The organism is Lutibacter sp. A80, from assembly GCF_022429645.1.
Classification (GTDB): Bacteria; Bacteroidota; Bacteroidia; order Flavobacteriales; family Flavobacteriaceae; genus Lutibacter.
Map to the genome: position 1 here is coordinate 654,855 of NZ_CP092480.1, position 23,893 is coordinate 678,747.

Annotated in this window: 27 protein-coding genes; 9 read left to right on the forward strand and 18 right to left on the reverse strand. The window is 27.6% G+C overall.

What is annotated here, in order from left to right:
• Positions 1-6: 6 nt before the first annotated feature.
• From MHL31_RS02800 to MHL31_RS02840, 9 genes are all read left to right on the forward strand, one after another.
• Positions 7-1,563, forward strand: coding sequence for a DEAD/DEAH box helicase (locus MHL31_RS02800; RefSeq protein WP_240227564.1), 1,557 nt, complete (start codon positions 7-9; stop codon positions 1,561-1,563).
• A 259-nt stretch (positions 1,564-1,822) separates the two neighbouring features.
• Positions 1,823-3,130, forward strand: a complete 1,308-nt coding sequence (locus tag MHL31_RS02805) for a nitrate/nitrite transporter (protein ID WP_240227565.1) — start codon at positions 1,823-1,825, stop codon at positions 3,128-3,130.
• A gap of 80 nt (positions 3,131-3,210) precedes the next feature.
• On the forward strand, positions 3,211-4,554 hold the full coding sequence (locus MHL31_RS02810; RefSeq protein WP_240227566.1) for a DEAD/DEAH box helicase: 1,344 nt from the start codon (positions 3,211-3,213) through the stop codon (positions 4,552-4,554).
• Positions 4,555-4,776: 222 nt separating this feature from the next.
• Positions 4,777-6,108: a TolC family protein gene (locus tag MHL31_RS02815; RefSeq protein ID WP_240227567.1), complete on the forward strand. Its 1,332-nt coding sequence runs from the start codon at positions 4,777-4,779 to the stop codon at positions 6,106-6,108.
• An 11-nt stretch (positions 6,109-6,119) separates the two neighbouring features.
• Entirely contained in the window at positions 6,120-7,319 is a 1,200-nt protein-coding gene (locus MHL31_RS02820; RefSeq protein WP_240227568.1) for an efflux RND transporter periplasmic adaptor subunit, read from the forward strand.
• A 4-nt stretch (positions 7,320-7,323) separates the two neighbouring features.
• Entirely contained in the window at positions 7,324-8,067 is a 744-nt protein-coding gene (locus MHL31_RS02825; protein ID WP_240227569.1) for an ABC transporter ATP-binding protein, read from the forward strand.
• Between the two features lie 2 nt (positions 8,068-8,069).
• A complete protein-coding gene (locus tag MHL31_RS02830) occupies positions 8,070-9,290 on the forward strand; it encodes an ABC transporter permease (protein ID WP_240227570.1) in 1,221 nt (406 codons plus the stop codon).
• A 36-nt stretch (positions 9,291-9,326) separates the two neighbouring features.
• Positions 9,327-10,001, forward strand: coding sequence for an SDR family NAD(P)-dependent oxidoreductase (locus MHL31_RS02835; RefSeq protein WP_240227571.1), 675 nt, complete (start codon positions 9,327-9,329; stop codon positions 9,999-10,001).
• Between the two features lie 17 nt (positions 10,002-10,018).
• Positions 10,019-10,417, forward strand: coding sequence for a DoxX family protein (locus MHL31_RS02840; RefSeq protein ID WP_240227572.1), 399 nt, complete (start codon positions 10,019-10,021; stop codon positions 10,415-10,417).
• A 60-nt stretch (positions 10,418-10,477) separates the two neighbouring features.
• Here the strand turns inward: MHL31_RS02840 and MHL31_RS02845 are convergent, their stop codons facing one another.
• From MHL31_RS02845 to MHL31_RS02930, 18 genes are all read right to left on the reverse strand, one after another.
• Complete coding sequence (locus MHL31_RS02845) at positions 10,478-11,011, reverse strand: GNAT family N-acetyltransferase (RefSeq protein WP_240227573.1); 534 nt, start codon at positions 11,009-11,011, stop codon at positions 10,478-10,480.
• 186 nt (positions 11,012-11,197) lie between these two features.
• On the reverse strand, positions 11,198-11,818 hold the full coding sequence (locus tag MHL31_RS02850; RefSeq protein WP_240227574.1) for a hypothetical protein: 621 nt from the start codon (positions 11,816-11,818) through the stop codon (positions 11,198-11,200).
• 58 nt (positions 11,819-11,876) lie between these two features.
• Positions 11,877-12,518 carry a hypothetical protein gene (locus MHL31_RS02855; RefSeq protein WP_240227575.1) on the reverse strand — a complete coding sequence of 214 codons (642 nt, stop codon included), beginning with the start codon at positions 12,516-12,518 and terminating at the stop codon, positions 11,877-11,879.
• A 123-nt stretch (positions 12,519-12,641) separates the two neighbouring features.
• On the reverse strand, positions 12,642-13,616 hold the full coding sequence (locus MHL31_RS02860) for a hypothetical protein (RefSeq protein WP_240227576.1): 975 nt from the start codon (positions 13,614-13,616) through the stop codon (positions 12,642-12,644).
• 265 nt (positions 13,617-13,881) lie between these two features.
• On the reverse strand, positions 13,882-15,057 hold the full coding sequence (locus tag MHL31_RS02865) for a hypothetical protein (RefSeq protein WP_240227577.1): 1,176 nt from the start codon (positions 15,055-15,057) through the stop codon (positions 13,882-13,884).
• A 171-nt stretch (positions 15,058-15,228) separates the two neighbouring features.
• Positions 15,229-15,915 carry an SLATT domain-containing protein gene (locus tag MHL31_RS02870; protein ID WP_240227578.1) on the reverse strand — a complete coding sequence of 229 codons (687 nt, stop codon included), beginning with the start codon at positions 15,913-15,915 and terminating at the stop codon, positions 15,229-15,231.
• A 299-nt stretch (positions 15,916-16,214) separates the two neighbouring features.
• Complete coding sequence (locus MHL31_RS02875; protein WP_240227579.1) at positions 16,215-16,736, reverse strand: phosphohydrolase; 522 nt, start codon at positions 16,734-16,736, stop codon at positions 16,215-16,217.
• A 23-nt stretch (positions 16,737-16,759) separates the two neighbouring features.
• Entirely contained in the window at positions 16,760-17,236 is a 477-nt protein-coding gene (locus tag MHL31_RS02880; protein WP_240227580.1) for a GyrI-like domain-containing protein, read from the reverse strand.
• A 219-nt stretch (positions 17,237-17,455) separates the two neighbouring features.
• Positions 17,456-17,833 carry a VOC family protein gene (locus MHL31_RS02885; protein WP_240227581.1) on the reverse strand — a complete coding sequence of 126 codons (378 nt, stop codon included), beginning with the start codon at positions 17,831-17,833 and terminating at the stop codon, positions 17,456-17,458.
• A 76-nt stretch (positions 17,834-17,909) separates the two neighbouring features.
• Positions 17,910-18,110 carry a hypothetical protein gene (locus MHL31_RS02890; RefSeq protein WP_240227582.1) on the reverse strand — a complete coding sequence of 67 codons (201 nt, stop codon included), beginning with the start codon at positions 18,108-18,110 and terminating at the stop codon, positions 17,910-17,912.
• Positions 18,111-18,187: 77 nt separating this feature from the next.
• Positions 18,188-18,766, reverse strand: coding sequence for a cytochrome b/b6 domain-containing protein (locus MHL31_RS02895; protein WP_240227583.1), 579 nt, complete (start codon positions 18,764-18,766; stop codon positions 18,188-18,190).
• 156 nt (positions 18,767-18,922) lie between these two features.
• On the reverse strand, positions 18,923-19,135 hold the full coding sequence (locus MHL31_RS02900) for a helix-turn-helix transcriptional regulator (protein ID WP_240227584.1): 213 nt from the start codon (positions 19,133-19,135) through the stop codon (positions 18,923-18,925).
• Positions 19,136-19,140: 5 nt separating this feature from the next.
• The gene (locus MHL31_RS02905; protein ID WP_240227585.1) at positions 19,141-19,575 is read right to left on the reverse strand and encodes a hypothetical protein; all 435 of its coding nucleotides are present in this window, start codon (positions 19,573-19,575) and stop codon (positions 19,141-19,143) included.
• A gap of 322 nt (positions 19,576-19,897) precedes the next feature.
• Positions 19,898-20,431, reverse strand: a complete 534-nt coding sequence (locus MHL31_RS02910) for a GNAT family N-acetyltransferase (protein ID WP_240227586.1) — start codon at positions 20,429-20,431, stop codon at positions 19,898-19,900.
• A 140-nt stretch (positions 20,432-20,571) separates the two neighbouring features.
• Complete coding sequence (locus tag MHL31_RS02915; RefSeq protein WP_240227587.1) at positions 20,572-21,039, reverse strand: DinB family protein; 468 nt, start codon at positions 21,037-21,039, stop codon at positions 20,572-20,574.
• A gap of 199 nt (positions 21,040-21,238) precedes the next feature.
• A complete protein-coding gene (locus MHL31_RS02920; protein ID WP_240227588.1) occupies positions 21,239-21,892 on the reverse strand; it encodes a peroxiredoxin-like family protein in 654 nt (217 codons plus the stop codon).
• 138 nt (positions 21,893-22,030) lie between these two features.
• A complete protein-coding gene (locus tag MHL31_RS02925; protein ID WP_240227589.1) occupies positions 22,031-22,426 on the reverse strand; it encodes a DoxX family protein in 396 nt (131 codons plus the stop codon).
• A 527-nt stretch (positions 22,427-22,953) separates the two neighbouring features.
• On the reverse strand, positions 22,954-23,841 hold the full coding sequence (locus tag MHL31_RS02930; protein ID WP_240227590.1) for an AraC family transcriptional regulator: 888 nt from the start codon (positions 23,839-23,841) through the stop codon (positions 22,954-22,956).
• Positions 23,842-23,893: the final 52 nt, after the last annotated feature.

Consider the following 23,893-nt stretch of genomic DNA (forward strand, 5'->3'; position numbering starts at 1 on the left):
TCAAATGTGACTTTAACTACTACAGAACAAGAAGAGAAGAAAACTGGTAAAGAATTATATAATTACCAGAAAGAAGCAATTACAAAAATTTTCAAGAGGTTTGAAGAAGCTCCTGATGATTATCATTTGTTATTCCAACTACCAACAGGTGGAGGGAAAACAGTGATTTTCTCAGAACTTGTACGCCAATATTTAAAACATCATAATAATAAAAAGGTTTTAATTCTTACACATAGAATTGAGCTTTGCAAACAGACTTGTGCAATGCTATCAGACTTTGGAGTTATAAATAAGGTTATAGATAGTAAGGCTAATTTAGACGATCATAGAGACTATTCTTGCTATGTTGCAATGGTTGAAACATTAAATAATAGACTTAATGATAATAAATTAGACATTTCAGATATAGGTTTAGTAATTATTGATGAAGCGCATTACAATTCTTTTACAAAACTGTTTAAGTTTTTCGAAAACTCTTTTATTTTAGGTGTAACAGCAACTCCTTTAAGCTCTAATATTCAGTTACCTATGACTGATAATTATGAAGAGTTAATTATTGGTGAAACCATAGAAACACTTATAAAAAACAAGTTTTTAGCAAAAGCAAAAACATATTCATATAACGTTGGTTTAACATCATTAGTAGTAGGTATAAATGGAGATTATACTGTAAAATCTTCAGATGATTTATATACTAATAGCGAAATGTTAGGCAAATTAGTAAAAGCTTACGAAGAACGATCTTTGGGTAAAAAAACGTTAATTTTTAATAACGGAATTAATACTTCAATAAATGTTTTTGAAGCTTTTAAAATGGCTGGGTATCCTATTATGCATTTAGATAATACAGCTACAAAAAGAGAACGTGAATTTATTTTACGATGGTTTAAAAAAACTCCAAATGCTATTTTAACTTCCGTTAGTATTTTAACTACTGGTTTTGATGAACCAACAGTAGATACTATTATTTTAAATAGAGCAACCAGATCTTTAACCTTATATTACCAAATGATTGGTAGAGGGTCTAGAATTTTAAAAGATAAAACCTCTTTTACAGTTATAGATTTAGGTAATAATATCCATAGATTTGGAATGTGGGGTGCAAAAGTTAATTGGCAAAAAATATTTAAATACCCTAATTATTATTTAGATAATCTATTAACGGATGAAGATTTAGAAGATAATTTCAGATACGTAATGCCTGATGATTTAAGGGCTAAATTTGCTAAAACTGAAGATGTCTTTTTTAATGTTAAAAAAGTCTATACAGATGCAATAAAAGATGGTGAATCTTCTAAAGTTGTACTCTCTCGATCTATAGAACAGCATGCACATATTTGTATTGAAAATAGCGAAGATGTTTATGATGCTTTAATTTTAGCTAAATTATTAGGAGATGATATTGATTATAGAATTCAACAATATCTCAAATGTATTTGTAAAAGTACCAATAGTTTTACAGATTGGCTGAAAGAAGATTATAGACAAAAATTAAGAACTTATTTATTAGCTAATTTTGATAGAGTATTTGAAGAAATAAATGGATATCCTCCTGAAGAATAAAATTAAGTTAATGGTTGCGTTTTACGCTATTTTAACCTTAATAATACAATCTTACATATAGTTATTAAAATAAAACTGTCTTAAATATTTATTTAGAAATAAATTATAATGAAACTTTTTATATTGAATTAGTAAGAATAAATCAATAATGTTTGTTGTTTTTAATACGTATTTTAAAAACATATTTATAATATATTTAAGCAGTTTTATTTATTATATAATCTTTTAAATTACGTACAGTTGTACGTTTAATAAATGAATGCATAACCCTAATAAATTTTCATTTGTAAACCCTAAAAAGTCACCAGTATTCTACGGTTATATTGTACTTTTAGTCGGTAGTATAGGTATTTTAGCAAGTATTCCTGGTCAAACTGTTGGAGTTTCTGTTTTTACAGATCCTGTAAAAGATGCTTTAGGCCTAACTAGAAATCAATTTAGTAATGCTTATATGATTGGTACCTTGTTAAGTGCCTTTTTAGTTACTAAAGCTGGTTTTTTATTCGATAAATATGGCGCAAGATCTGTAGCCTTTTTTGCAACATTGTTTTTGGCGTTCTCTTTATTATTATTTTCATTATCTGAAAAAATTAGCGGTTTTATAAAATCCTTTTTAAATATAGATTCTTGGTTAATACCTTTTATATTAATTACGGTATTATTCTTTTTTATTAGATTTAGTGGACAGGGAGTTTTAACTATGACTTCTAGAAATATGGTTATGATGTGGTTTAAAAAAAATAGAGGTAAAATTAACTCTATAAGCAGTATAACTGTATCTTTAGGTTTTTCTTCGTCTCCAATTTTAATAAATAAATTAATTGATGATAATGGATGGGAGCTTAGTTGGCAAATATTAGCCATTTGCCTAATTATTTTTAGTTTCTTTATACTGCAATTTTATAGAAATAAACCCGAAGACTTTGGATTAAATCCTGATGGATTTAAAAGTACAGATACCTCTAAATCAATTACAGTAGTAGAAGAAATAGAAACTAATTTAACATTAGTAGAAGCTAAAAAAACAAGAGCTTTTTGGATGTTTGGATTAGTTTTAGCTTTTAATAGCTTTTTTATAACTGGTTTTACTTTTCATATTGTTTCAATATTTGCAAGTCAAGATTATACTAAATCTCAAGCTATTTCTGTTTTTTTACCAATTTCTATTATTGCCATTTCTGTTTCTACTTTATGTAATATTTTAAGTGATTATATAAATCATAAAATATATTTATACACTATGATTTTTGGCGGAATATTAGCATCAACAGGCCTGTTATTTTTATCGTCAACATTTGGTATTTATATATTAATTGGAGGTTTGGGTTTACTTGGCGGATTATTTTCTGTTGTAAATGCAGTTACTTGGCCAAAATATTTTGGCAGAAAACACCTTGGTTCAATTACAGGAAAAGTAATGAGTTTTTTAGTTATTGCAAGTGCTCTAGCTCCAAGTTTATTTAGTTATTGTTACACCACATTTAATTCTTACAGTTATATTAGTTATATAACCTTAAGCTTTTTATTGTTTCTAATAATTGGGAGTTTTAAAGTTGAAAAACCATAAAAAAATTAAATATTTATACATAAAACACAATAACGATAATTCTTAGAAAACTATCGTTAACTTTGTGAAAATATAATTCTATGCCAAAAACATTTTCTGATTTAGGAATCAATAAAGAATTCCAACAAAGTTTAGCTGATTTAAAAATTACTATTCCAACAATTGTTCAAGAGAAATCGATACCTCTTATTTTAAATAAAACTAATGATGTTGTAGTTTTAGCTAAAACAGGAACAGGTAAAACCGCCGCATTTGGCTTGCCATTATTACAACTAATTGATATAGAAAATACGGATGTTCAAGCTGTAATATTAGCTCCAACAAGAGAATTAGGACAACAAATTTACACCAATTTAGTCGCTTTTTCAGCCCAAAATCCAGCAATTTCTATTGTTTCACTTTTTGGAGGAGTTCCTATTAAACCTCAAATTGAAAGCTTAAAAAACCCTGTAAACATTGTAGTTGCTACTCCAGGTCGTTTGGTTGATTTATTAAAACGAGAAGAAATCAGTTTAAAGAACTTAAAGTATTTAGTGTTAGACGAAGCAGATGAAATGGTAAGTGCTTTAAAAGAAGATTTAGATACTATAATTGCTGAATTGCCAAAAACTAGAAGAACTTTATTGTTTACGGCAACTATGCCAGGCGCTATTAAACAATTGGTTCAAAACTATATGTCTAAACATGTTATTCAAGTTGAAGCTGATATGGAGACTATTGGTCATCAAGGAATTGACCACCAGTATGTAGTTGTAAAACCTATTGAAAAATTAGAAGTTTTACTTCATTTTTTAAATTCAAAAGAAGGAGAAAGAGGAATTATATTTTGTAAAACAAAAGCAGCGGTTAATAAGTTAGCTAAAAACTTAGCCATTAATAAATTTTCTTCAGGTGCGCTACACGGAAGTTTATCTCAAGGAATTCGTGATAGAATTATGGGACAGTTTAGAGAAGGTTATATAGATATTTTAGTTGCTACAGATTTGGCAGCACGTGGAATTGATGTTCAAGAAATTTCGTATGTGGTAAATTACCACTTACCAGACACTTTTGATACGTATGTACATAGAAGTGGACGTACCGCTAGAGCAGGAGCCAAGGGACTTTCTTTAACTGTTTTACAACAAGAAGAAGTTGAGGATATTGCAGACTTTGAAAATGAATTGGGTATTGTTTTTAAGGAGTATAAAAAAGCAGATACACAAAGTATTGAAGAGAATAATATATTATTATGGGCAAAAAAAATATTTAAAACCAAACCTAATCGTGCTATTCCAGAACATTTAAAACAACAAGTAAGAACCGTATTTCATCATTTAACAAAAGAAGAATTGATAGAAAAAGTACTTGCAAATTATGTATTGCAAACAACTGCTAAAAATTCAAAAGCAACGGCATCTAAACAGACTAAAAACACTAAATAATTGAGCTTTTAATTTCAAATAATTTGACAACTACCTGTAATATCTGAAATAGCGTAGTTTTAAAATTTGCATACTAAAAATAACAATTAGCGGTAATATCAAAAAAAATCCATCTATAAAAAAAGGATTTTTGTATAGTAAATCAGACCAAACGTCTATTCCTTTTTATTATATGAGTACATAGTTTCATCTTTGAAGTGTTAAATTAAAAAACATTTAAAAATGAGATTATACATAATTATAGCAAGTTTACTATTTGTGCAATTTACAGTTGCGCAAGAAGCTTCAGATAATTCAATGTCAAAAATATGGTCTTTAGAAGATTGTATTAATTATGCATTGGAAAATAACATTACTGTTAAAGAAGCTTCCTTAAATAAGAGTATCGCTGAAGTAAGTTATAGCAAAGCAAAATCATCTAGACTACCTAATTTATTTGGTAGTGCATCACAAAGTTTTTCTAGTGGTAATGCTATTGACCCAATTACAAGCGATTATGTTACAGACCAAATTAACAGTACAAATGTTGGTTTAAATAGTTCTATGACATTGTTTCAAGGGAACCAATTAAATAACCAAATTAAACAGAATGAATTACTGTTAGAACAAAGTATTTTTCAAGAAGAAGTAGAGAAAAATAATATTGTTTTAAACATTTTAGAAGCGTATTTACAAGCATTATATAGTAAAGAAAGTATTACAATTGCCGAAAACAACTTAGAAGCTTCAGAAAAAGAAGTTATTAGAGCTAAACAACGTTTAGATGTAGGTACAATTGCACTTAGTGATTATACAGAAGCACAAAGTCAGGCTGCAACAAACAAATACAATGTTATTGCTGCAAAAAATAATTACCAACAATATATAATTTCACTTAAACAATTATTGGAATTAACACCAGTAGACGAACTAGAAATTGAAACTATTGATGATAATTTAGACTTAGTAAATTTAGAACTTAACAAATACGAAGTATATAATAACGCTTTAGGTATTTTACCAGAAATTAAAGCAAGTGAATTAAATGTTGCCGTAAATGAGAAAGAATTAGACATAGCTAAAGGTGCTTATTTACCAACGTTAACTTTATCAGGTAGCCTTGGGTCTGGATATACAAGTATAAATGACGATACATTTTCAGATCAGTTTGATTTTAACTTTAATCAAAAATTAGGATTGTCATTAAATATTCCAATATTTAACAGATATCAAACAAAAGCAGCTGTACAAACTGCAACTATCAATATTGAAAAAGCAGAAATACAAAAACAAAGTACAGAAAAAGCAGTTTATAAAAAAGTAGAAACAGCATATCAAAATGCATTATCTGCACAAGAACAAGTACTTGCTTCTGAAGCTTCTAAAATAGCCGCAGAACAAAGCTATAAACTAGCTCAAAAAAAGTATGAATTAGGAGATTTAAGCACAACCGATTTAGTTATCAGTCAAAATACATACACTAATGCACAACAAAATTATTTACAAGCAAAATATTTAAATATTTTATACCACCAATTATTACAATTTTACCAAGGAAACGATATCAAATTATAAGCAACATACTCATGAAAAATAAAAAAACAATTATTATAAGTAGCATAGTATTAGTTATACTTGCCATCGCAGCATATACATTTATGAAAGGTGATAATGCTGTTATTATTGAAGCACAAACAGTTGCAGCTAAAAAAGCAAATGTAACTACAATGGTTACAGCAACCGGAACTATTGAACCAATAACACAAGTAGAAGTGGGAACACAAGTGTCTGGAGTTGTAGAAAAAATTTATGTAGATTACAATAGTGAAGTAACTGAAGGACAACTTATTGCTGAATTAGATAAAACTAATTTAAAAGCAACATATTCTCAAAATAAAGCATCATACGACAATGCTGTTAGTCAGAAAAATTATTTAGAAACTATTTACAATAGACAAAAAACATTGTATGAAAATCAAGTAATTAGTAAATCAGATTTTGATGATGCAACCTATAATTATGAAACTGCAAAAGGTACTGTAATAGAACGTTTATCAGACCTTCAAAAAGCAAAAACAAACTTAAGTTATGCAAATATTTATTCACCTATAGATGGTGTTGTACTTTCAAGAGCTATTGATGAAGGTCAAACAGTTGCAGCAAGTTTTAGTACACCAACACTTTTTACAATTGCTCAAGATTTAAAAGAAATGCAGGTTGAAGCAGATGTAGATGAAGCAGATATAGGAAATGTAAAAGAAGGACAACGCGTTACTTTTACAGTAGATGCGTATATTGGAGAAACCTTTGAAGGTGTTGTAACACAAGTTCGTTTAGACCCAACAATAACTTCAAATGTAGTAACATATACTGTTGTTATTAAGGCACATAATCCAGATTTAAAATTAAAACCAGGATTAACAGCAACTATCTCAATTTACACATTAGAATTAAAAGATGTGTTAACTGCAGAAGCTAAAGCAATCAACTTTAAACCAGAAAAAGAAATTTTAGCTACCTACAACCAACAACATGGATTAGAGACTGATAACAGCCAAAGATCTAGAGATAATAAAATACTTTGGGTATTAGGAGCAAATAATAGTATCACACCTAAAAAAGTAACTTTAGGAGCTAGTGATGGTGTTAATGTTGAAATTTTAAGCGGAGTCTCTGAAGGTGATAAATTAGTGTATAGTTTAAAAGGCGTTTCTAAATCTGAATCAGGTACAGAAGCAAAAAGCACAAGCCCATTTATGCCACAACGAGGAGGTGGAAAAAGATAATATTATGAAAAAAGAAATCATAAAAATAGAAGATTTAAAACGCGAGTTTACCATGGGAACCGAAACGGTGCATGCACTAAGAGGTATTTCATTCTCCATAAAAGAAGGTGAATTTGTAACCATAATGGGATCTAGTGGTTCTGGTAAAAGTACGATGTTAAATATTTTAGGATGTTTAGATCAACCTACTTCAGGAACTTATGAGATTGATGGTGTAAAAATGAAGGACTTAAGTAGAAATCAATTGGCAAAAATAAGAAATGAAAAAATAGGATTTATTTTTCAATCTTATAACTTATTGGCAAGAACTTCAGCCCTAGAAAACGTAGAATTACCATTGTTATACAATAGTAAAGTTTCTACCGAAGAACGTAAAGAAAGAGCCATTAAAGCCTTAGAAATGGTTGGTTTAGCTGATAGAATGTATCATACGCCTTCTGAGCTTTCTGGAGGACAACAACAACGAGTTGCAATTGCTAGGTCGCTAGTAAATAATCCTGTAATGATTTTAGCAGATGAGGCTACAGGGAATTTAGATACTAGAACATCTTATGAAATAATGTCGTTATTTCAAGAACTAAATAAACAAGGTATTACAATTACTTTTGTTACACATGAACCTGATATTGCTACATTTAGCAGTAGAACTGTTGTATTAAAAGATGGACATATTATACAAGATTATAAAAATCATAAAATACAATCTGCTGCAGAAGAATTAGCAAAATTACCTAAACAAGACGATTAATTATGAGACTATTAAATTTATTTAAAATTGCTTTTAAAGCCATCGTTCTTAATAAAACAAGAACTTTGTTAACCATGTTAGGAATTATTATTGGGGTAGCTTCAGTAATTGCAATGCTAGCTATTGGAGAGGGTTCTAAAGAAAGTATTAGAACTACTATTTCAGCAATGGGTTCTAATATGATTACCGTTAGACCTGGTGCAGATGATAGAGGTCCTGCTAGAGGAAGTGGAGGAGATGCGCAAACATTAACACTAGAAGATTACAAAAAAATAAAAGAAGATGCAACATTAATAAGTTATATTACTCCGCTAGTAAATGGTGGTGGACAAGTTATTAATGGTTCTAATAACTGGCCAAGTACAATTTATGGTGTAAATCCAGATTACTTAAACATTAAAATAATTGGTTTACAAAGTGGTAGTATGTTTACAGATGCAGAAGTACAATCTGCTGCAAAAGTAGTTTTAATAGGACAAACAATTGTAGATAATGTATTTCCTGATGGACAAGAACCTGTTGGACAAATGATACGTTTTAATAGCATACCTTTTACAGTAATTGGTGTGTTAGAAGAAAAAGGGGAAAACACGTTTGGTCAAGACCAAGATGATGTAGTAATTGCTCCATATACCACTGTGCAAAAACGTATTTTAGCTATTGATCATGTAAATGATATTATGGCATCTGCAATTAGTGAAGACGATGCGCCTGCTGCAGTAGAAGAAATTACAGAAATTTTACGTTCTCAGCATAAATTAATGGATAATGAAGAAGATGATTTTACGGTGCGTTCTATGGAAGAATTAATTTCAACGTTTAGTTCAACCAGTGAAATGTTAACTATTTTATTAGTAGCTGTTGCCAGTATTTCTTTATTGATAGGTGGTATTGGAATTATGAATATTATGTATGTTTCTGTAAAAGAGCGTACTAAAGAAATTGGTTTACGTATGGCTGTTGGAGGTAAAGGTTCTGATATTTTAATGCAATTTTTAATTGAAGCCATTTTAATAAGTATAACTGGTGGAGTTTTAGGAGTGCTTTTAGGATTAGCATCAACCATATTTATAGAAAAATTCTTAAATTGGCCTACTAGTGTGGCGCTGTATTCAATAATAATATCTTTTGCTGTATGTGCTGTAACCGGTATCTTTTTCGGATGGTATCCTGCAAGAAAAGCATCTGCTTTAGATCCAATAACAGCATTGCGTTACGAGTAATTTACTAATTTAATTTCAAAATAAATGTTTCAATAAATGAATAAAATAGCAGTAATAACAGGAGCTAGTAGAGGCATTGGTTTAGCATTAACCAAAAAAATGTTACACAATGGTTATACTGTAATTGGAACAAGTAAAAATGGAATTATTAATGCAATAGCACACGAAAATTTTTGTGCTGTTGCATTAGATATTAGTAACGAACAAAGCATTCAAAAGTTTACAAAATTTGTTGCAAAACGCTTTCATAAAATAACTATATTAATAAACAATGCAGGCGTAGGACCTGATCTTGGAGCGAGTTTACCGGATTCTAAATCTTTTGAAACTACTTTTAAAGTTAATGTTAGTGGTACCGTATTTTTAACAGAAAGTATGATACCACTTATACAAAATGAAGGAAAAATAGTAACAATTTCTTCAAAAATGGGCTCAATAGCAAATGCATTAGATTTTGATTCAGTAGCATATAGAATGTCTAAAAGCGCATTAAATATGTATACAAAAATCCTTTCAAATAGATTAAAAGACAAGTTATTTGTAGCCGCATTAGATCCCGGCTGGGTACAAACAGAAATAAGACTTAGTAATCTTAAAAATGCTCCGCTAACACCTTCAGAATCTGCAGATAATATTTATAAATTTGTTACCAGTAATTTTAAAACTGGTTCGTATTGGGATACTGTAAATAACAAATTACATAATTGGTAATTAATTAAATTTTTAAAATGAAAAAAAATACAGATTTAGGTTTATTAATTTTAAGAATAACAATAGCAGGATTAATGCTGTTTCATGGTGTAGCAAAATTAGGACATTTAGATGGTATAAAAGGAATGTTATCCGGAATGGGCTTACCTGAATTTATAGCTTATGGTGTTTTTATTACCGAATTAATAGCTCCACTCTTAATAATAATTGGTTACAGAACTAAATTGGCTTCTTTAGTGTTTTTCTTTGGAATGGTAGCTGCATTATTTATGGCACATTCTAATAATATGTTTGCTTTATCTAAAACAGGAGGTTTACAAATTGAGTTAATTTTATTATATGCTTTTGGTGCATTGACACTCTTTTTTACAGGTTCTGGAAAATATGCAATTACTAGCAAAAATAGTTGGGACTAAAAAGTAAAAATTTGTAGTAAATTGATTGTTACATAGTATCGGTTGGTTATTTTATTTCAATTATTTTGTGGTTTTGTTATAAATAATTGGATGGTATTTATGAATAAAAAAATCAACGTCTTTTTTTGATATAAAACCAGGGTAGGACATTAATAATAATTGCAATGGAGATTTACTTTTTCTTAAAGATGGGATTTCATAATAATGTTCGTTTAATTTAAATCCAATTCTTTTGTAAAAATTTATTCTTCTTTCATTTATATTAGATATAGGTAGTTCTACTTCCAATATAATTTGCTTATTATTTGTATCAATAAATTTCTCAAGAACTAATTTACCTATTCCTTTATTTCTATGTTGTGCAGACGTTGCAAAATATTCTATATAATTGTATGCTTCAAAATTCCACCATAAATTAAATCCAACAAATTGATCTTTCTCAATTATAACATCAAAATGATAATCGTCATTTTGTAAATCAACAATTTGCTCATCCAATGTTTTTTTTTCTTCAATAGGAAAGGCATCTTCATAAAGTTCCCAGGCTTTATCGAAGTAGTAATCTGAAATATTTTTTAATCGTATTGTTTTCATTGGATAATTTGCTAACGTGTTTTTATATGATTTGTGCGCCTGGAAAATCTGAGATTTTTCGGACCTAGCAAATCGTTTGTTGAATGTTTGTCGTTAATGTTAGTTCAAATTTAAGCATAAATTATATGAGTTGTTGGCTGTAGTTTTTACTTATAAAAAAATCAATCATTTAGAAAAAGGATTTTCTTATTGATATTTATTATTTATAACTTTATCATCTTTTATGTAAAAATTTCTGGTTATTGTTCTTCGTCTAGAGTCAATCAAAACTTCTGTTGAATATTTAACTCGATAAACTTCTGCAACAATGTTAGTCGTGTCAGATTTAAATTTATTTATTAAATTAATGTCATCAAGTAAATTTATATTATACGTTGAATTTATGTATTCATTATTGTTAATTAAATTAATATCGTTTTCTATTTCCTTAATCTCATCCTCATATTTATTATTTTTTTCTTGTAATGATTCCTTATCATCTCCTAAAATCGTTTTTGAGTTACCTTTTAAAGATTTCTGAAGGTTTTCCATAGCTTTCAAAGCTTCTTTTTTTGACTGTAAAAGTTCTAATTTGTTTTTCAGTAAGTCTGCTTTTGTATTTTCAAATGTATTAATAAGAGTAGGTAATGTGTCTTTAATAAACAGTGTGTCAACTTTTTTAAGATTAATAATTTTTACATTAAAATCTCCAACTGTATTTGAGCCAAAAGGAGTGTTTATATGATTTATAATTTGTTCTTCAAGTTCGTTTTGTGTGCAGCTCAAAAGTATTAAAAATGAGCTCAATATTAGTAGTGTTCTTTTCATATTTATTTTTTTAATTATATGTTTTTTTACATACTTATAACGGTTAGGGTATAGTTTATCATTTTACAATCAATTTTCTTAAATCTTTAGAGTCAATGGTTGTACTAATTTTTTTTAATCCTGGGAGCGGAATATTTATTGGTTCATCATCAGTTGGACTTATTAATATTCTATATTCATTTTGATACTCATATTTTTCATCTTTATGGTGTAGAGAAAGCTTTCCATTAAAATTTTTAGGAGAATAATATTCAACTTTTTTTCTAGAATATTTATAATTGAGTTTCTCCAATGAATTATCAAGTATCTCAATAAATTTGAAACAGTCAAAAATCAATAATGCCTTTTCTCCAAATTCGAGAAGCTTTTCATTGAAGGAATCGTTTAATTTTTCAGGCTCAAGCTCAATCCAAAGCAATGAACAACAGTTTATTTTCGGATTGGTTAAATACTTATTAAATTGTCCTTTGAAATCCTTGAACATTTTATGCATTTCTATTTTTCTATTTTCAGTTGATAAAGTAAGGTTATCTATTTGAATATTTGAAACATTCAACTCTTTAGAATCTAATCTTCCTGTTTTATCATCCTTTTTACTTCTAAAATCTTTAAGTGGTTTAAAATATAGATATTCTTTTTCATACATGTCATCAATATATGTAGAATGATGAATTTTAGTAAGAATTATATTTTTTTTCATAATTAAACTCAACGGGTTTTTATATAATTTGTGCGACTGGAAAATCGGAGATTTTTCGGACGTAGCAAATCGTTTGTTGAATGTTTATCAGTTCATTATTTAGTTTAAATGTAATCATAAATTTTATGAGTTGTTGGCAACTGTTTTTTTGTATATTTCTAATTTTCGTTTAATTCCTACTTTAGAATTTAATTTAATTGCTTTTTCCCAATAAAAAATTGTCTTTTGGATTTCATTTCTTTCTTCGTGAAATTCGCCTATTTTTCTGTATATTTTATCAAAACCAAAAGAGTAAGTTTTATGAACTCCTTCAACGGCTTGTGTTAAAGCATTTAAGTAATCAGAATCTTTAAATTTTGTTTTATCGGGTATTTTCTCATAATACAATAAAAGTTCATTTAGAAGATTTTTTTCTTTTAGTTGTGTTTTGTAATTTGAATTAATTTCTTGTCCATTAAAATTAATTTCCATTTTACAATTATTTCTGTCAGTTAAAATTATAGTTTCTTTTTCTAAATTTATATAACTTGAAGTGAATGAAATAGGCCTGTCAAATTTACGAGTTTCTTTAGTTGAAATATTAACTAAAAATATTTTATTAGAATCTTCATTATCGGAACTATACGTTTCAAAAATTGAAAAATCTGAATTTTCAGATATAGAGCATAAGCCTAAGTTAGCTTTTGTTTTTTTTGAATAAATTTCATTTCCTATTTTGTCAAAGCTTATGAAATTTCCTTCAAAAGTTTCAGAGTTGAGCCAATCACAACAAATAATAGTTCCGTTGTTATTTACTTTACAATTATTTGGTCTCTCAATTTGTTTTTTGAAGATTAATTCTTCATTTTCAAATAATGCCAAGTTTCCTAATTTCCAATTAGATTTTTCATAATGTCCATCAGAATAGTAAACACAAAAATTTTCGTTTGGAGAATATTCCATTAATCCGATAAATCCCGCTTTATCGCCAAATCGTATTATTTTTCTTACATTTCTTTCAGGTTGTTCATAAACTTCCTTTTTTGTTTTAGTTTTTTTTAAAACTAAGATTATTCCAATAACTAGTATTGTAATCAATATATATGTTAGAATAATCATTGAAGTGAAATTTCAGTTAATTAATAGTTGCCAACTTGTTATATACTTCGTTTATCTTAGTTTATCCCAAGTAAGTTACCTGGATAAACAAATTTTAAAGTTGTTTTATATTTTTTGATGTTGCAATTTTTTTAAAGTACTAATTTAATAAAAAAGTCTATTAAAACATTAAATATATTTTTATAGGCCCAGAATTATAATGTCATAAATTAACGAAGAATTTACTTATTGTTACCACAGTACTTTGTTGGAAAACGTATTTTTTTTAAAATTCTTCAAGTAATTTTGCACCAATTCCTTTCAATTGTTTTTTTGTGATTTTTAATGAATAGATATATTCATCTTTATCTATTTTTTCGCCATTTTCTAAATTAATTATAATTTTTAGATTCCATACTTTACCATATTTATATTCTGAAAAAATAGCATTAACATTTTTAACTTCATTTAGTTTCCATTTTTTTAAAGATGTTCTTTTTTGCTCTTCAATTATTTTTTCTAATATAAAATCTTTTAGTTCAATAATTTTATATTTTTCCAATAAACTATAGATTCTGTCTTTTTCTATTTTTTCCTTTTCTGCTTTTAGTTGCTTTTCTTCTTCTCTTTTTTCAAATATTGGAGAGTACATTTCTACTTTATAAGTTCCATATATTTCTTCTTCTTCTCCGTTTTCTAAAACTCCATAAACATCAACGTATCCATATGTTTCAAACATACTTTTCTTTCTTGTTGGTTTAATATTAATTGTCTTATAAGACTTTCCGTTTTTGTATTCCTTTTCTATTGTGGATTCAAGTATAGATAAATAGGTTTCACCCATTTTTTCTTTTTTAGCAATTTCAACTATTTTCGCGACCTTTTCATTTATAAGTTTTTCTTTTTCCTTTTCTTTAATTCTTAAGTTTTCAATAAGAGCAATCTTATCATTAATTTCTTTTTCTGGTATTATAAAATTTATTGCTTTTGTGCTACCTGTTAAAGAAAAAACAATATCATTACTTCCGTATTTGTCAAAAGTTCTAATAGAAAGTTTAGATGCTTTTTTTAATTTTTCAAGAAATTCATATTTACTAATCTTAAATGAAGAATTTGGGTCATTAAATGTATCAAAAAATATTATTTTTCCATCTGATGAAAATGTAAATGAATATGAAGAATAAATAACATTAGGTTCATTATCGAAAACAAATTTAATCCCTGCATTAGTACCTTCTTGAAAATAACCTGCTCCAGAAACATAAAAGTTTAAGTTTTCATTATTGTCAAATTTGTTTATTGTTAACATTGGTTTGTTGTAAGGAAAATTATTTCCTTTTCCAATAACATATGAAGTTTTGTATTTTCCATCAAAATCAGATTTTCCTGATTCAAATTTCCAATTTTGAGCGTTTACATTTATAATTAATAATAAGGTAATTGATGTTAATAGTTTTTTCATTTTCAATAGTTTTTTTTAATATTAATATGATTCTCTCATATGTTTTACAACGGTCTCGTATAACCGTCAGTTATGGGTTTATATGCGTTAATTTTCGGTTTAGCACAGACTTTAGCAATTCCGAGTGGATTCGGACGTAGTCGAATCCGCCATAATTGCGGTTATACATTGTTAGGGCACGTTATTTATGCATTTAGCAATTAAAATAATTCCTGTAATTAAAATTGGTGGAGCAATTATCATAATTGAATACCACCCATAAACTTCCCAATTATATCTGCGTTTAACTTTCTTTATGTTTTCAGGCGTAACTTTTTTCGGTGCTACCTTTTCAAAATAATCTATATTATTAATCTGGAACAGATCATAATCAATTGGTGCGTGATTTTGGTAATTCCGTAACACATTTTGATATTTTTCAGACAGATTTTTTCCAAATGAATATATTTCATATTCCGATGGTTTTTTCTTTAAAGTTTTAAATACTCGTAAGTCATTATAAAGAATTGATAATTCAAGTCCACAATCGTGAAATATTCGTGCATTCAATTTATAATCTTGAGCATTCTCAAATTGGCTAACTACCAAAACTAAAATCGATAAAGCTGTAATGACGTAATTAATAATGTTTTCATTATTTCCAGTATTTATGTTATAGACAGAAATCAAACTCGCAATAATCAAATATGCGGATAAGAATGCCAAACTAATATTGGATAATTTTGCTTTAAGTTTTAGTCTTTTATCAGCATTAAATCGTGATGCTTTAGTCGACCAAATTTTATAATTCAATTCTTCCAAAAAGCTTTTTTCTAAATATTTTTTTGGTCCGGTGAATTGGTTTGTCTTTTCTGTCATTCAGTTTGTTTTGTCTAATGTGCCCTAACTTGTTATATATTCATATTATATCCGTTTATCCAAAGTACATTACCCAGATAAACAAACTTTAAAGTTGTTCTATGTTTTTTGATGTTGCAATTTTTTTAAAGTACTAATTTAATAAAAAAAGAGTTTTATAAAAATGGTTATCACTAATTTAAAATGAATTTAAATATGGCGATTCATAATATTATTTATTCTTTTCAAAAATAAATTTTATTACGTTGTAAAAACTTAAATAAGTAGGTGAGGAGCTAGCAATTAATTAGTTATATTCCTTATGCTTTGTGATTTTTATTAAATAGATTTTTTAAATATACCGAAATCTCCTCACATTCAGTAACATATATTTTTTTTATAAAATCTTCATTCTCATCTTTATATTTCTCAAACATTTGTGAACCATTATTTTTTGAATGTGTCACATTTGCAATTCTATCACAAAATTTAATAAATGGTGCATTCTTAGTTTCTCTAATTCCTTTATAGTAGTTTTCATTCGCTCTTTCTGCTCTATTTCTACCTTTTTCATTAGTTAAAGCGTAAGCAAGTTCAGCTACGGTTTCATTCGTTTCTTTTTTAACATCATTATACGTCTCTCTTGCGTCTTCAATTATATCGTGAACCCAACATCCAGCTAATACATTTTCTTGTTCACTTGGCTCTACTAAATAGATAAATTTTTTGGCTATTTCAAACACCATATTTAAATGAAAATCGTAATGGTATTTGTCATATGTATGATTTGAATTTCTATGTTTTTCTATAGCGTATTCTTTTGCTTTTTCTAATAGTTTCATTAAATATTGCGTTTAGATTAACATTATTTCTTTTTTATTGGAATCCATATTTCTTCTTCAAAATTTGGGTCATTATTTTTATACTTTTCGCCTAGTACTTCAAAATGAGGTCTGTTATCCAATTGATATTCTGAATTTGGCAACCAAGACATAAAAATATACTGAAAAATACTGTTATCAGCACTTGACCCTTTATAATCAAATACAGCATATTTACCACCACTTAAAATAAAAGTCTCCATATCTTTAGGTGTATGGTTAAAGTTATGCACTTCAACTGTTGCCCATTTTTCAAATTCATTATTAGGATTAAAGGTTTTATAATATGAAGCATCATAAATTTGCATTGAAATCTTATCAGTGCTTACTCTATTTTTAATATCCTTAATTTTGGGTGCCATTTGTCCCCATAATTGAGCTGTTTTATTGTTGGTTAAGCTCATTTTTAGTTTATAACCAATCAGTTTTTTATCTTTTAGTAGTTCTATTCTAGGCTTCATTTAGTTGTATGCTATCAATTCAAAATTGTCTACCTGCGTTGTTCTGCTTATAAATAATAGGGGAGACTTTATTTTTATGTGTGTTTAAGCACCTAATTTAGCAAAAAAAACCGAATAGAAAATCTACAAGATACAAGCGTAGAGAACTGGCGTAAGTAATTTTAGTAAGTAGGAGCGTACAGAGCAATAAATTATATTAGGTAGCTGGTTTTGTTATTTCTAATCAATTCTCCAAGGCGGATTTGTTCGATTTTTTCCGCCATAAAATAAAATAAGTTGGTTTCCATCTACATCTTTTAATCTTGCCTCGCGCCATAACCAACTTTGATCAATAGGTTTTTGTTCAAATTCTATTCCTTTATTTATTAATTCGGTAACATATTCGTCAAGGTTTTCACATTCAAAATACACATAAATTCCATCTCCATTTGGCAGTTTTTCAGTCTGATGTATGGAAAAAGTCGCATTTCCTTCTGGACACTCAAATCTGGCGTAATGAGGCAACGATTTTACAATTAATTTCAATCCTAATTTTTCATAGAATGGAATTGATTTTGTTAAATCTAACGATGGAACAGTTATTTGGTTTAAGTTCATATTTTGTTTTCAGCAAGATTATTTTTGCAATACAGCCAACAGTTTTGCGTATGGTTTAAGGTTTTTATAAATACTCTTATTTTTTAAAAAATTGCCTTAGAGATACAACTATTCCTATTAAAATTAAAGGATAGATAACTATAAGATCTATACGTAATAATGGACCTTTTGTGTTTTCTTTCCAAGAAGTTAAAATAATAAATTCCCAAAGTAAGTACAAAATGACAAGTCCAATTGTAAGCCATTGTACAATTGTAAATTTAGTGTTTTTATTCATTTTCAGTATCAAATATTTCTTTGGATATAGTACGTTCAACTGAATTATATATTACCGTTATAATTCTTTCGTACTTTTTAATTCTTGTCTTTTGTTCCACTTACAATTCGTGATATAATTCCTTTTTGATCTGTAAATTCAGCAATTAAAATTCCAGCAAAATGGATTACAATAAAAGCTAGCAAGTAATAAATACTTAGTATATGGATTTCCTCCATTGGTTTTTTTAGGTCTTTTGGTCCCAATACTATAATTAGTCCTGTTACCAAAGAAATAATTACACATACATAAAAAATAATATAAATCCATTTCTGAAATTTTTCCTTTAGGGATAATGTATTTGAAAATGGATTTTGGAATTTCATATGTCCTAATGCAGGAAGTACAAAACGAATACTAAACAGTCCAACTAAAACATAACCAATATAAATATGCCAATTCCACATTGGTTGTCTTATTTTTTTTGCTAAAACAATGAGTTGTTCTTGAGTTAATATTTGGTCGGTATCACTCAGATACTCCTGTATAATAGCTGCAACATTAAATTTATTTAACCACGTTAAACGTAAAAAAATAGTAAGTAGCAATAGCACAAATGAAACAGCTATTGCCCAATGAATTATTCGATAAATTTTAGAATACTTTACTTCTTTCATAATATTTGTTTTTAATATGAAAATTAATACCTGAGTTTATTTGGTACGTTCATTTACTAATTTATAGTAAAGAAAATAGAAGCTTAAAGTTAGTATATTTTAATGTAAAACGACAAAAACTTAGCAATGAATTATATCAGCTATTAAAGCTCGTTTTTATTCTTCAATCAATTCAAATAATTCTTCTACATTAATATTAAAAAATCTAGCCAATCTTATAGCTAATATAGTTGAGGGTACAAATTTTCCAGTCTCAATTGTATTAATTGTTTTTCTTGTTACACCAATTTCAGCCGCTAATTCTGCCTGTGTTATATTTTTAATAGCTCGTTGTACCTTAATTTGATTTTTTAGCTCGAAACCTCCCATTTAGATTAGTTTTTATTATAAATCAATCCAGAAATAAAAGTAGAAAGCATTCCAAAATAAAGTATAATTTCAAGAACAACTAATAGTGGCATTTCTTTAAAAAATGATAGAATCATAAAACCAATTATCAATGTTAGAAAAGTCAAAAATCCAATTCTAAAAGATTTTAAAACATATAATTTATGCAGTTCATTATTTAATGCCTGCTTTAGCTTAGAATCTTGTTTTATTTGTTTGATAATTTTAAGGCTCATAAAAGTACTTTTCAGAAAAAGTACCATACCAATTACCCCTAATAATCTAACAAATAATAGAATATTTTTTCCATCAATAAACTCTTTTAAAATTGCCTCTCCAAAGTACAAACTAAATCCAATGGTTAGCCAAATTAACATGTTGTACCTCGATTTATCTAATTTTTCAATTTGTGTATGTTCCATATTTATCAATTATTTAATAACCTTTACTACTTAAAAAGTAACCTTTAGGTTACAAATGTATGCTATTCATATTTATAATCAAAATAGTTGGTATTATTTTAGTGATTAATTTTTGATAATGCTTATAACAGTTGGTGAATGAAAACTAGTAGTGTTAAATGGAAAATTGTTTATTGAATGAGCGGATTTATAGTATTATTAAGTAAGGTATTTAAATGACTAATTTACTAAGTATAAATAGAATAGGAAACCATAAGAATTATTGTAAGTAGGAGAGAAGCGAGCAATAAGATTGCTATAGTTACTTAAATTTAGTTCAGTTTTATGTGTTAGCTACTGACTTTTTATTTAAATATAATTTCATCATTATGCCAATCTGTCTATCATTTCCAAGTTTAAAAATAAGGTTATCATCTGCTATAAATCCATTTTTTTCATAAAAACGGATTGCTCTTGGGTTTTGCTCCCAAACACTTAACCAAACATAATCGGTATTTTTCTCTTTTGCTAATTTAATTGCTTTATCGCAAAAAATTTGTCCTACTTTTTTACCATAAAATTCTTTCAACACATAAATTCGTTCTATTTCAAGTCCGTTTTTAGATTTAAAATTAGTTTGAGATGTTCCGGTGTTAACTTTTAAATATCCAATTGTTTTTTTTTCATATTTAGCAAAGTAGAATTCTGAATTTTTATCATTTAGTTGAGATTTTAATTTGTCTATTGAAAATGCTTTTTTTAAATATTCAGACAAATTTTCTTCACTGTTTTTTGATGCATAAGTCTCTACAAAAGTGCGTTCAGCTATTGCTTTCAATTTTTCAATATCGTGAATTGTTCCTTTTTCTATTTCCATTATTTTTTTTCTTCAGCTTTATTCGTAACAATATAAAATAAGCGTCTTTTAATTTTGGTTTGACAGCAACTTTAGCAATTTCGAGTGGATGTAAACGTAGTTAAATCCTTTATAATTATAATGTTAGAAGTCCTATTTTTTCAATCCCATAAATTTGGTCTATCAATATTCATTGCTCTTAAATACGACAGGAATTGACCGGCGTGAACAGATTCGTGATATCCAATCCGTAGCAAATAGTTTACAAGAATTTTCTTACTTCCATTTCCTGGGTGAACTATTTCCGTTTGGTTTAAATCATTATCAGAAAATTGTTGAATACTTTCTAAAAATGTTTCTCTAAAAGGCTTAGCAAATTCAAGTTCCTCTTTTAGATTTGTAAATGGTCGGTTTTTCCAAGGTGTTTTATAATTTGTCATATCTCCTTGGTTAATAATAATATTCCACCCATAATCAGCCTCCAAAACGTGACGTATCATTTCTGATGCACTCATTGCTTTTGCGTCAGGTTTCCAATTATAATATATTTCAGGTAGTCCATTCCAAAGTTTTATACTTCTTTTTCTAATTTCTTTAAAATTTAAAATTATAAGTTCAGATTGGTTCATTTTCTTTTTTTAGAGCATATGGTTTTACAGTACAAACAAGATGTTTTACAAGATTTAATTGTGTGTTTTAAGCATTAAATTTAATAAATAATTACTGATCAATAAAATTTATAAGGACTTTAAGCACTAAGCAAAAAGCAAACAATAAATTATTTACTTTGTAGCTTAGTGAAATTATTTTAGCATAAATGTAGGTAGTTTATTTTGAGAGGTTTTTCAAGGCTTCGATTATCTCATCAGGTTCTGAACGAGTTCTATAATCTATATTCACATAATTCCATTTCACAATTCCATCGCTTCCAAGTACAAAAGTAGCTGGAATTGGTAATACATTATTATTTCCGTTATTAATTTTTTTTAAATCAAGGTTGCGATCTACTCGCATGTGCTCCAATAAAAATTCTGGAACTTCCCAAGCAACTCCATATTGCGAAGCTACTTTTGCATTTTGATCAGACAATACAATAAATTCCATTTCATTAATTTCATTTTTTGTCATTGATGAGTCAGGTACTTCTGGACTTATGGCAACCAGAGTAGCTCCAAGTTTTTGAATCTCTTTTAACTTGTTTTGTAAAGCGCGTAATTGAAGATTGCAATAAGGGCACCAACTACCACGATAAAATGTAATAACTACTGGACCTTTTCTTAATAAATCTAATAGTTCTATTTGTTTCGATAAAGGGTTCGGCAACTTAAAAATTGGTGCTTTTTCACCAACTTTAATTGCATTTTTTCCTTTTTCAAAAGCTTTTGCCTCATCTATTATTTCATCAACACCTTTCATAAACTCAGGGTTGTTTTTTCTTCCTAAGGCAATTTTAGCATCAGTTTGTTCTTTCAGTTTTTGCATTATATAAATTATATTTAATCTTTATGTTAATTACCTACAATGTTTAATATAAAAATGGTTAACTTTTATACTTAAGTCGTTTTTAGCTTATAAAATGGTAAGCATTTTGAAACTCTTATTGAAGAGCTTGTATAATAATTACTTAATTTTTTTATTGTCATTTGTAAAATAGAGCAGTAAAAACAAAAACCCAATATAGGTGGCTTGTAATCCCACCAAATCCCATTTTTGAACAAAAGAGCTTCCAATTACTAAAATATTCATAAGTATAAAAGCAGCTATTATAGTTTCTCTTGTGAATTTATTGAGAAGTAAAAAAAGTCCAATAATTAATTCTGCAAATGGAATGGTATAAGCTAAAGGTGTAACCAAAAATTCGGGCAATAAGCTGTCTTGAAATGAATTTTGTATCCCTGATACAAATTTTTCGAAGTTAGGTATTCTCACCACTCCGTGGAAGAAAAAATTTATTCCGAAAGATATTCGAAATAAATGTAGTGCAATTGTTTTGTTATCTAAATTTGATATTTTCATGTTTATTGATTTATTAATTAGTATAGTTTAAATATTAAAAAATTCAAGTAAGGTTGTATGTTTACTAATATCATTTTTTGTTTAGATTTGGAAAAAAATAAAGTATCCATAAAGCCATATTTGATGCAAATATGTGTTTTTTATTATATCTAATGGAACAATTATTCTGTAATACATCCTTTATCTTAATTTTAACACTATAAGTTAAAGACTAAGATGTTGTTTATTTTATGTAATGGTCATAAAAAATTTTCATCGTCATTTTACAAACCTTTATTATATAATTTATGCTAGTAGGTTTAAAAGCATTTTTGCAAAACAGCTTAAATACTCAAAATTCTGATGGTTATTTTGTACTTTAATACATATTATTTATTGCAAATATATTAAAATAAATACTAGTTGGTATGTTTTTGTTTTATCAATCCTTTCATAAATAAATTTTAAGCACACAAATTCAGATTTAAACCTACATTAAAAAGGAAAAATTAAACTTTTAAATTATGTATCTCATAAAATAATTAATATTATCTATTTCGAAATTGTGTAGCTGTCATTCCTGTATTTCGTTTAAAAAATTGATTAAAATTAGCCACTTCATTAAAATCTAAAGCATAAGCAACTTCTGCTACAGTTTTATCCATTTGATGTAGTAGTGTTTTTGCATACAGCATTTTATAATCTATAATTACTTTTTGAGCACTTTTGCCTGTAGCTTTTTTAACACATTCTGTGAGGTAAATTGAACTTATATTCATTTGGGAAGCATATTCATTTACTGAAAAGAACTTATTGTTCCCCTTAAGAATCTGTTGTTCAAATTTAGACATTATACTGTCAAACCTATTGGTGCTTATTATGTCTTTATTGTTTTGGGTAGCCCGCTTTACTTTATATAGTAAGATTAACAAAAGAGAACTTACAATCTCTCTGTTATGCAATGCTGTACTTCTAGATTCCTTATATAATTCTTGAGCAATGGGTAATATGGTTTTAAAGTCATCTTCAGTTATCTGATAAATAGGAATTGTATGGATTTTGAAAAACGAAAATTCGTTTTGCAACTCATATGACTTATTTAAATTAGTGAAGATAGAAGTGTTAAAATATATAATATATCCATAGTCATTATTAGGAGGTACTACACTATAATTAATGACTTGAAAAGGGGAAACAATGGCTAAACTATTCTTTAACTCATTCATTGTTTGATTGCCAATTTGGATATTCGTATTACTTGTATGTAGAATAGCAATCTCAAAAAAATCACGCTTATGAGGTTCCCAAAATTCATCATCGGGTACTACATGTTTCATATCACTAGCTATTTTTCGTATAAAAAAACTGTTAGCATAATCATTTGCAGGTTGTGTATGGTTTAAAAAATATGAATTGATATCTCTAAATATTTTCATTTTTCATGCTTTAAATGCGATGTACAAAAGTACACAAAACCTAAATAATAAT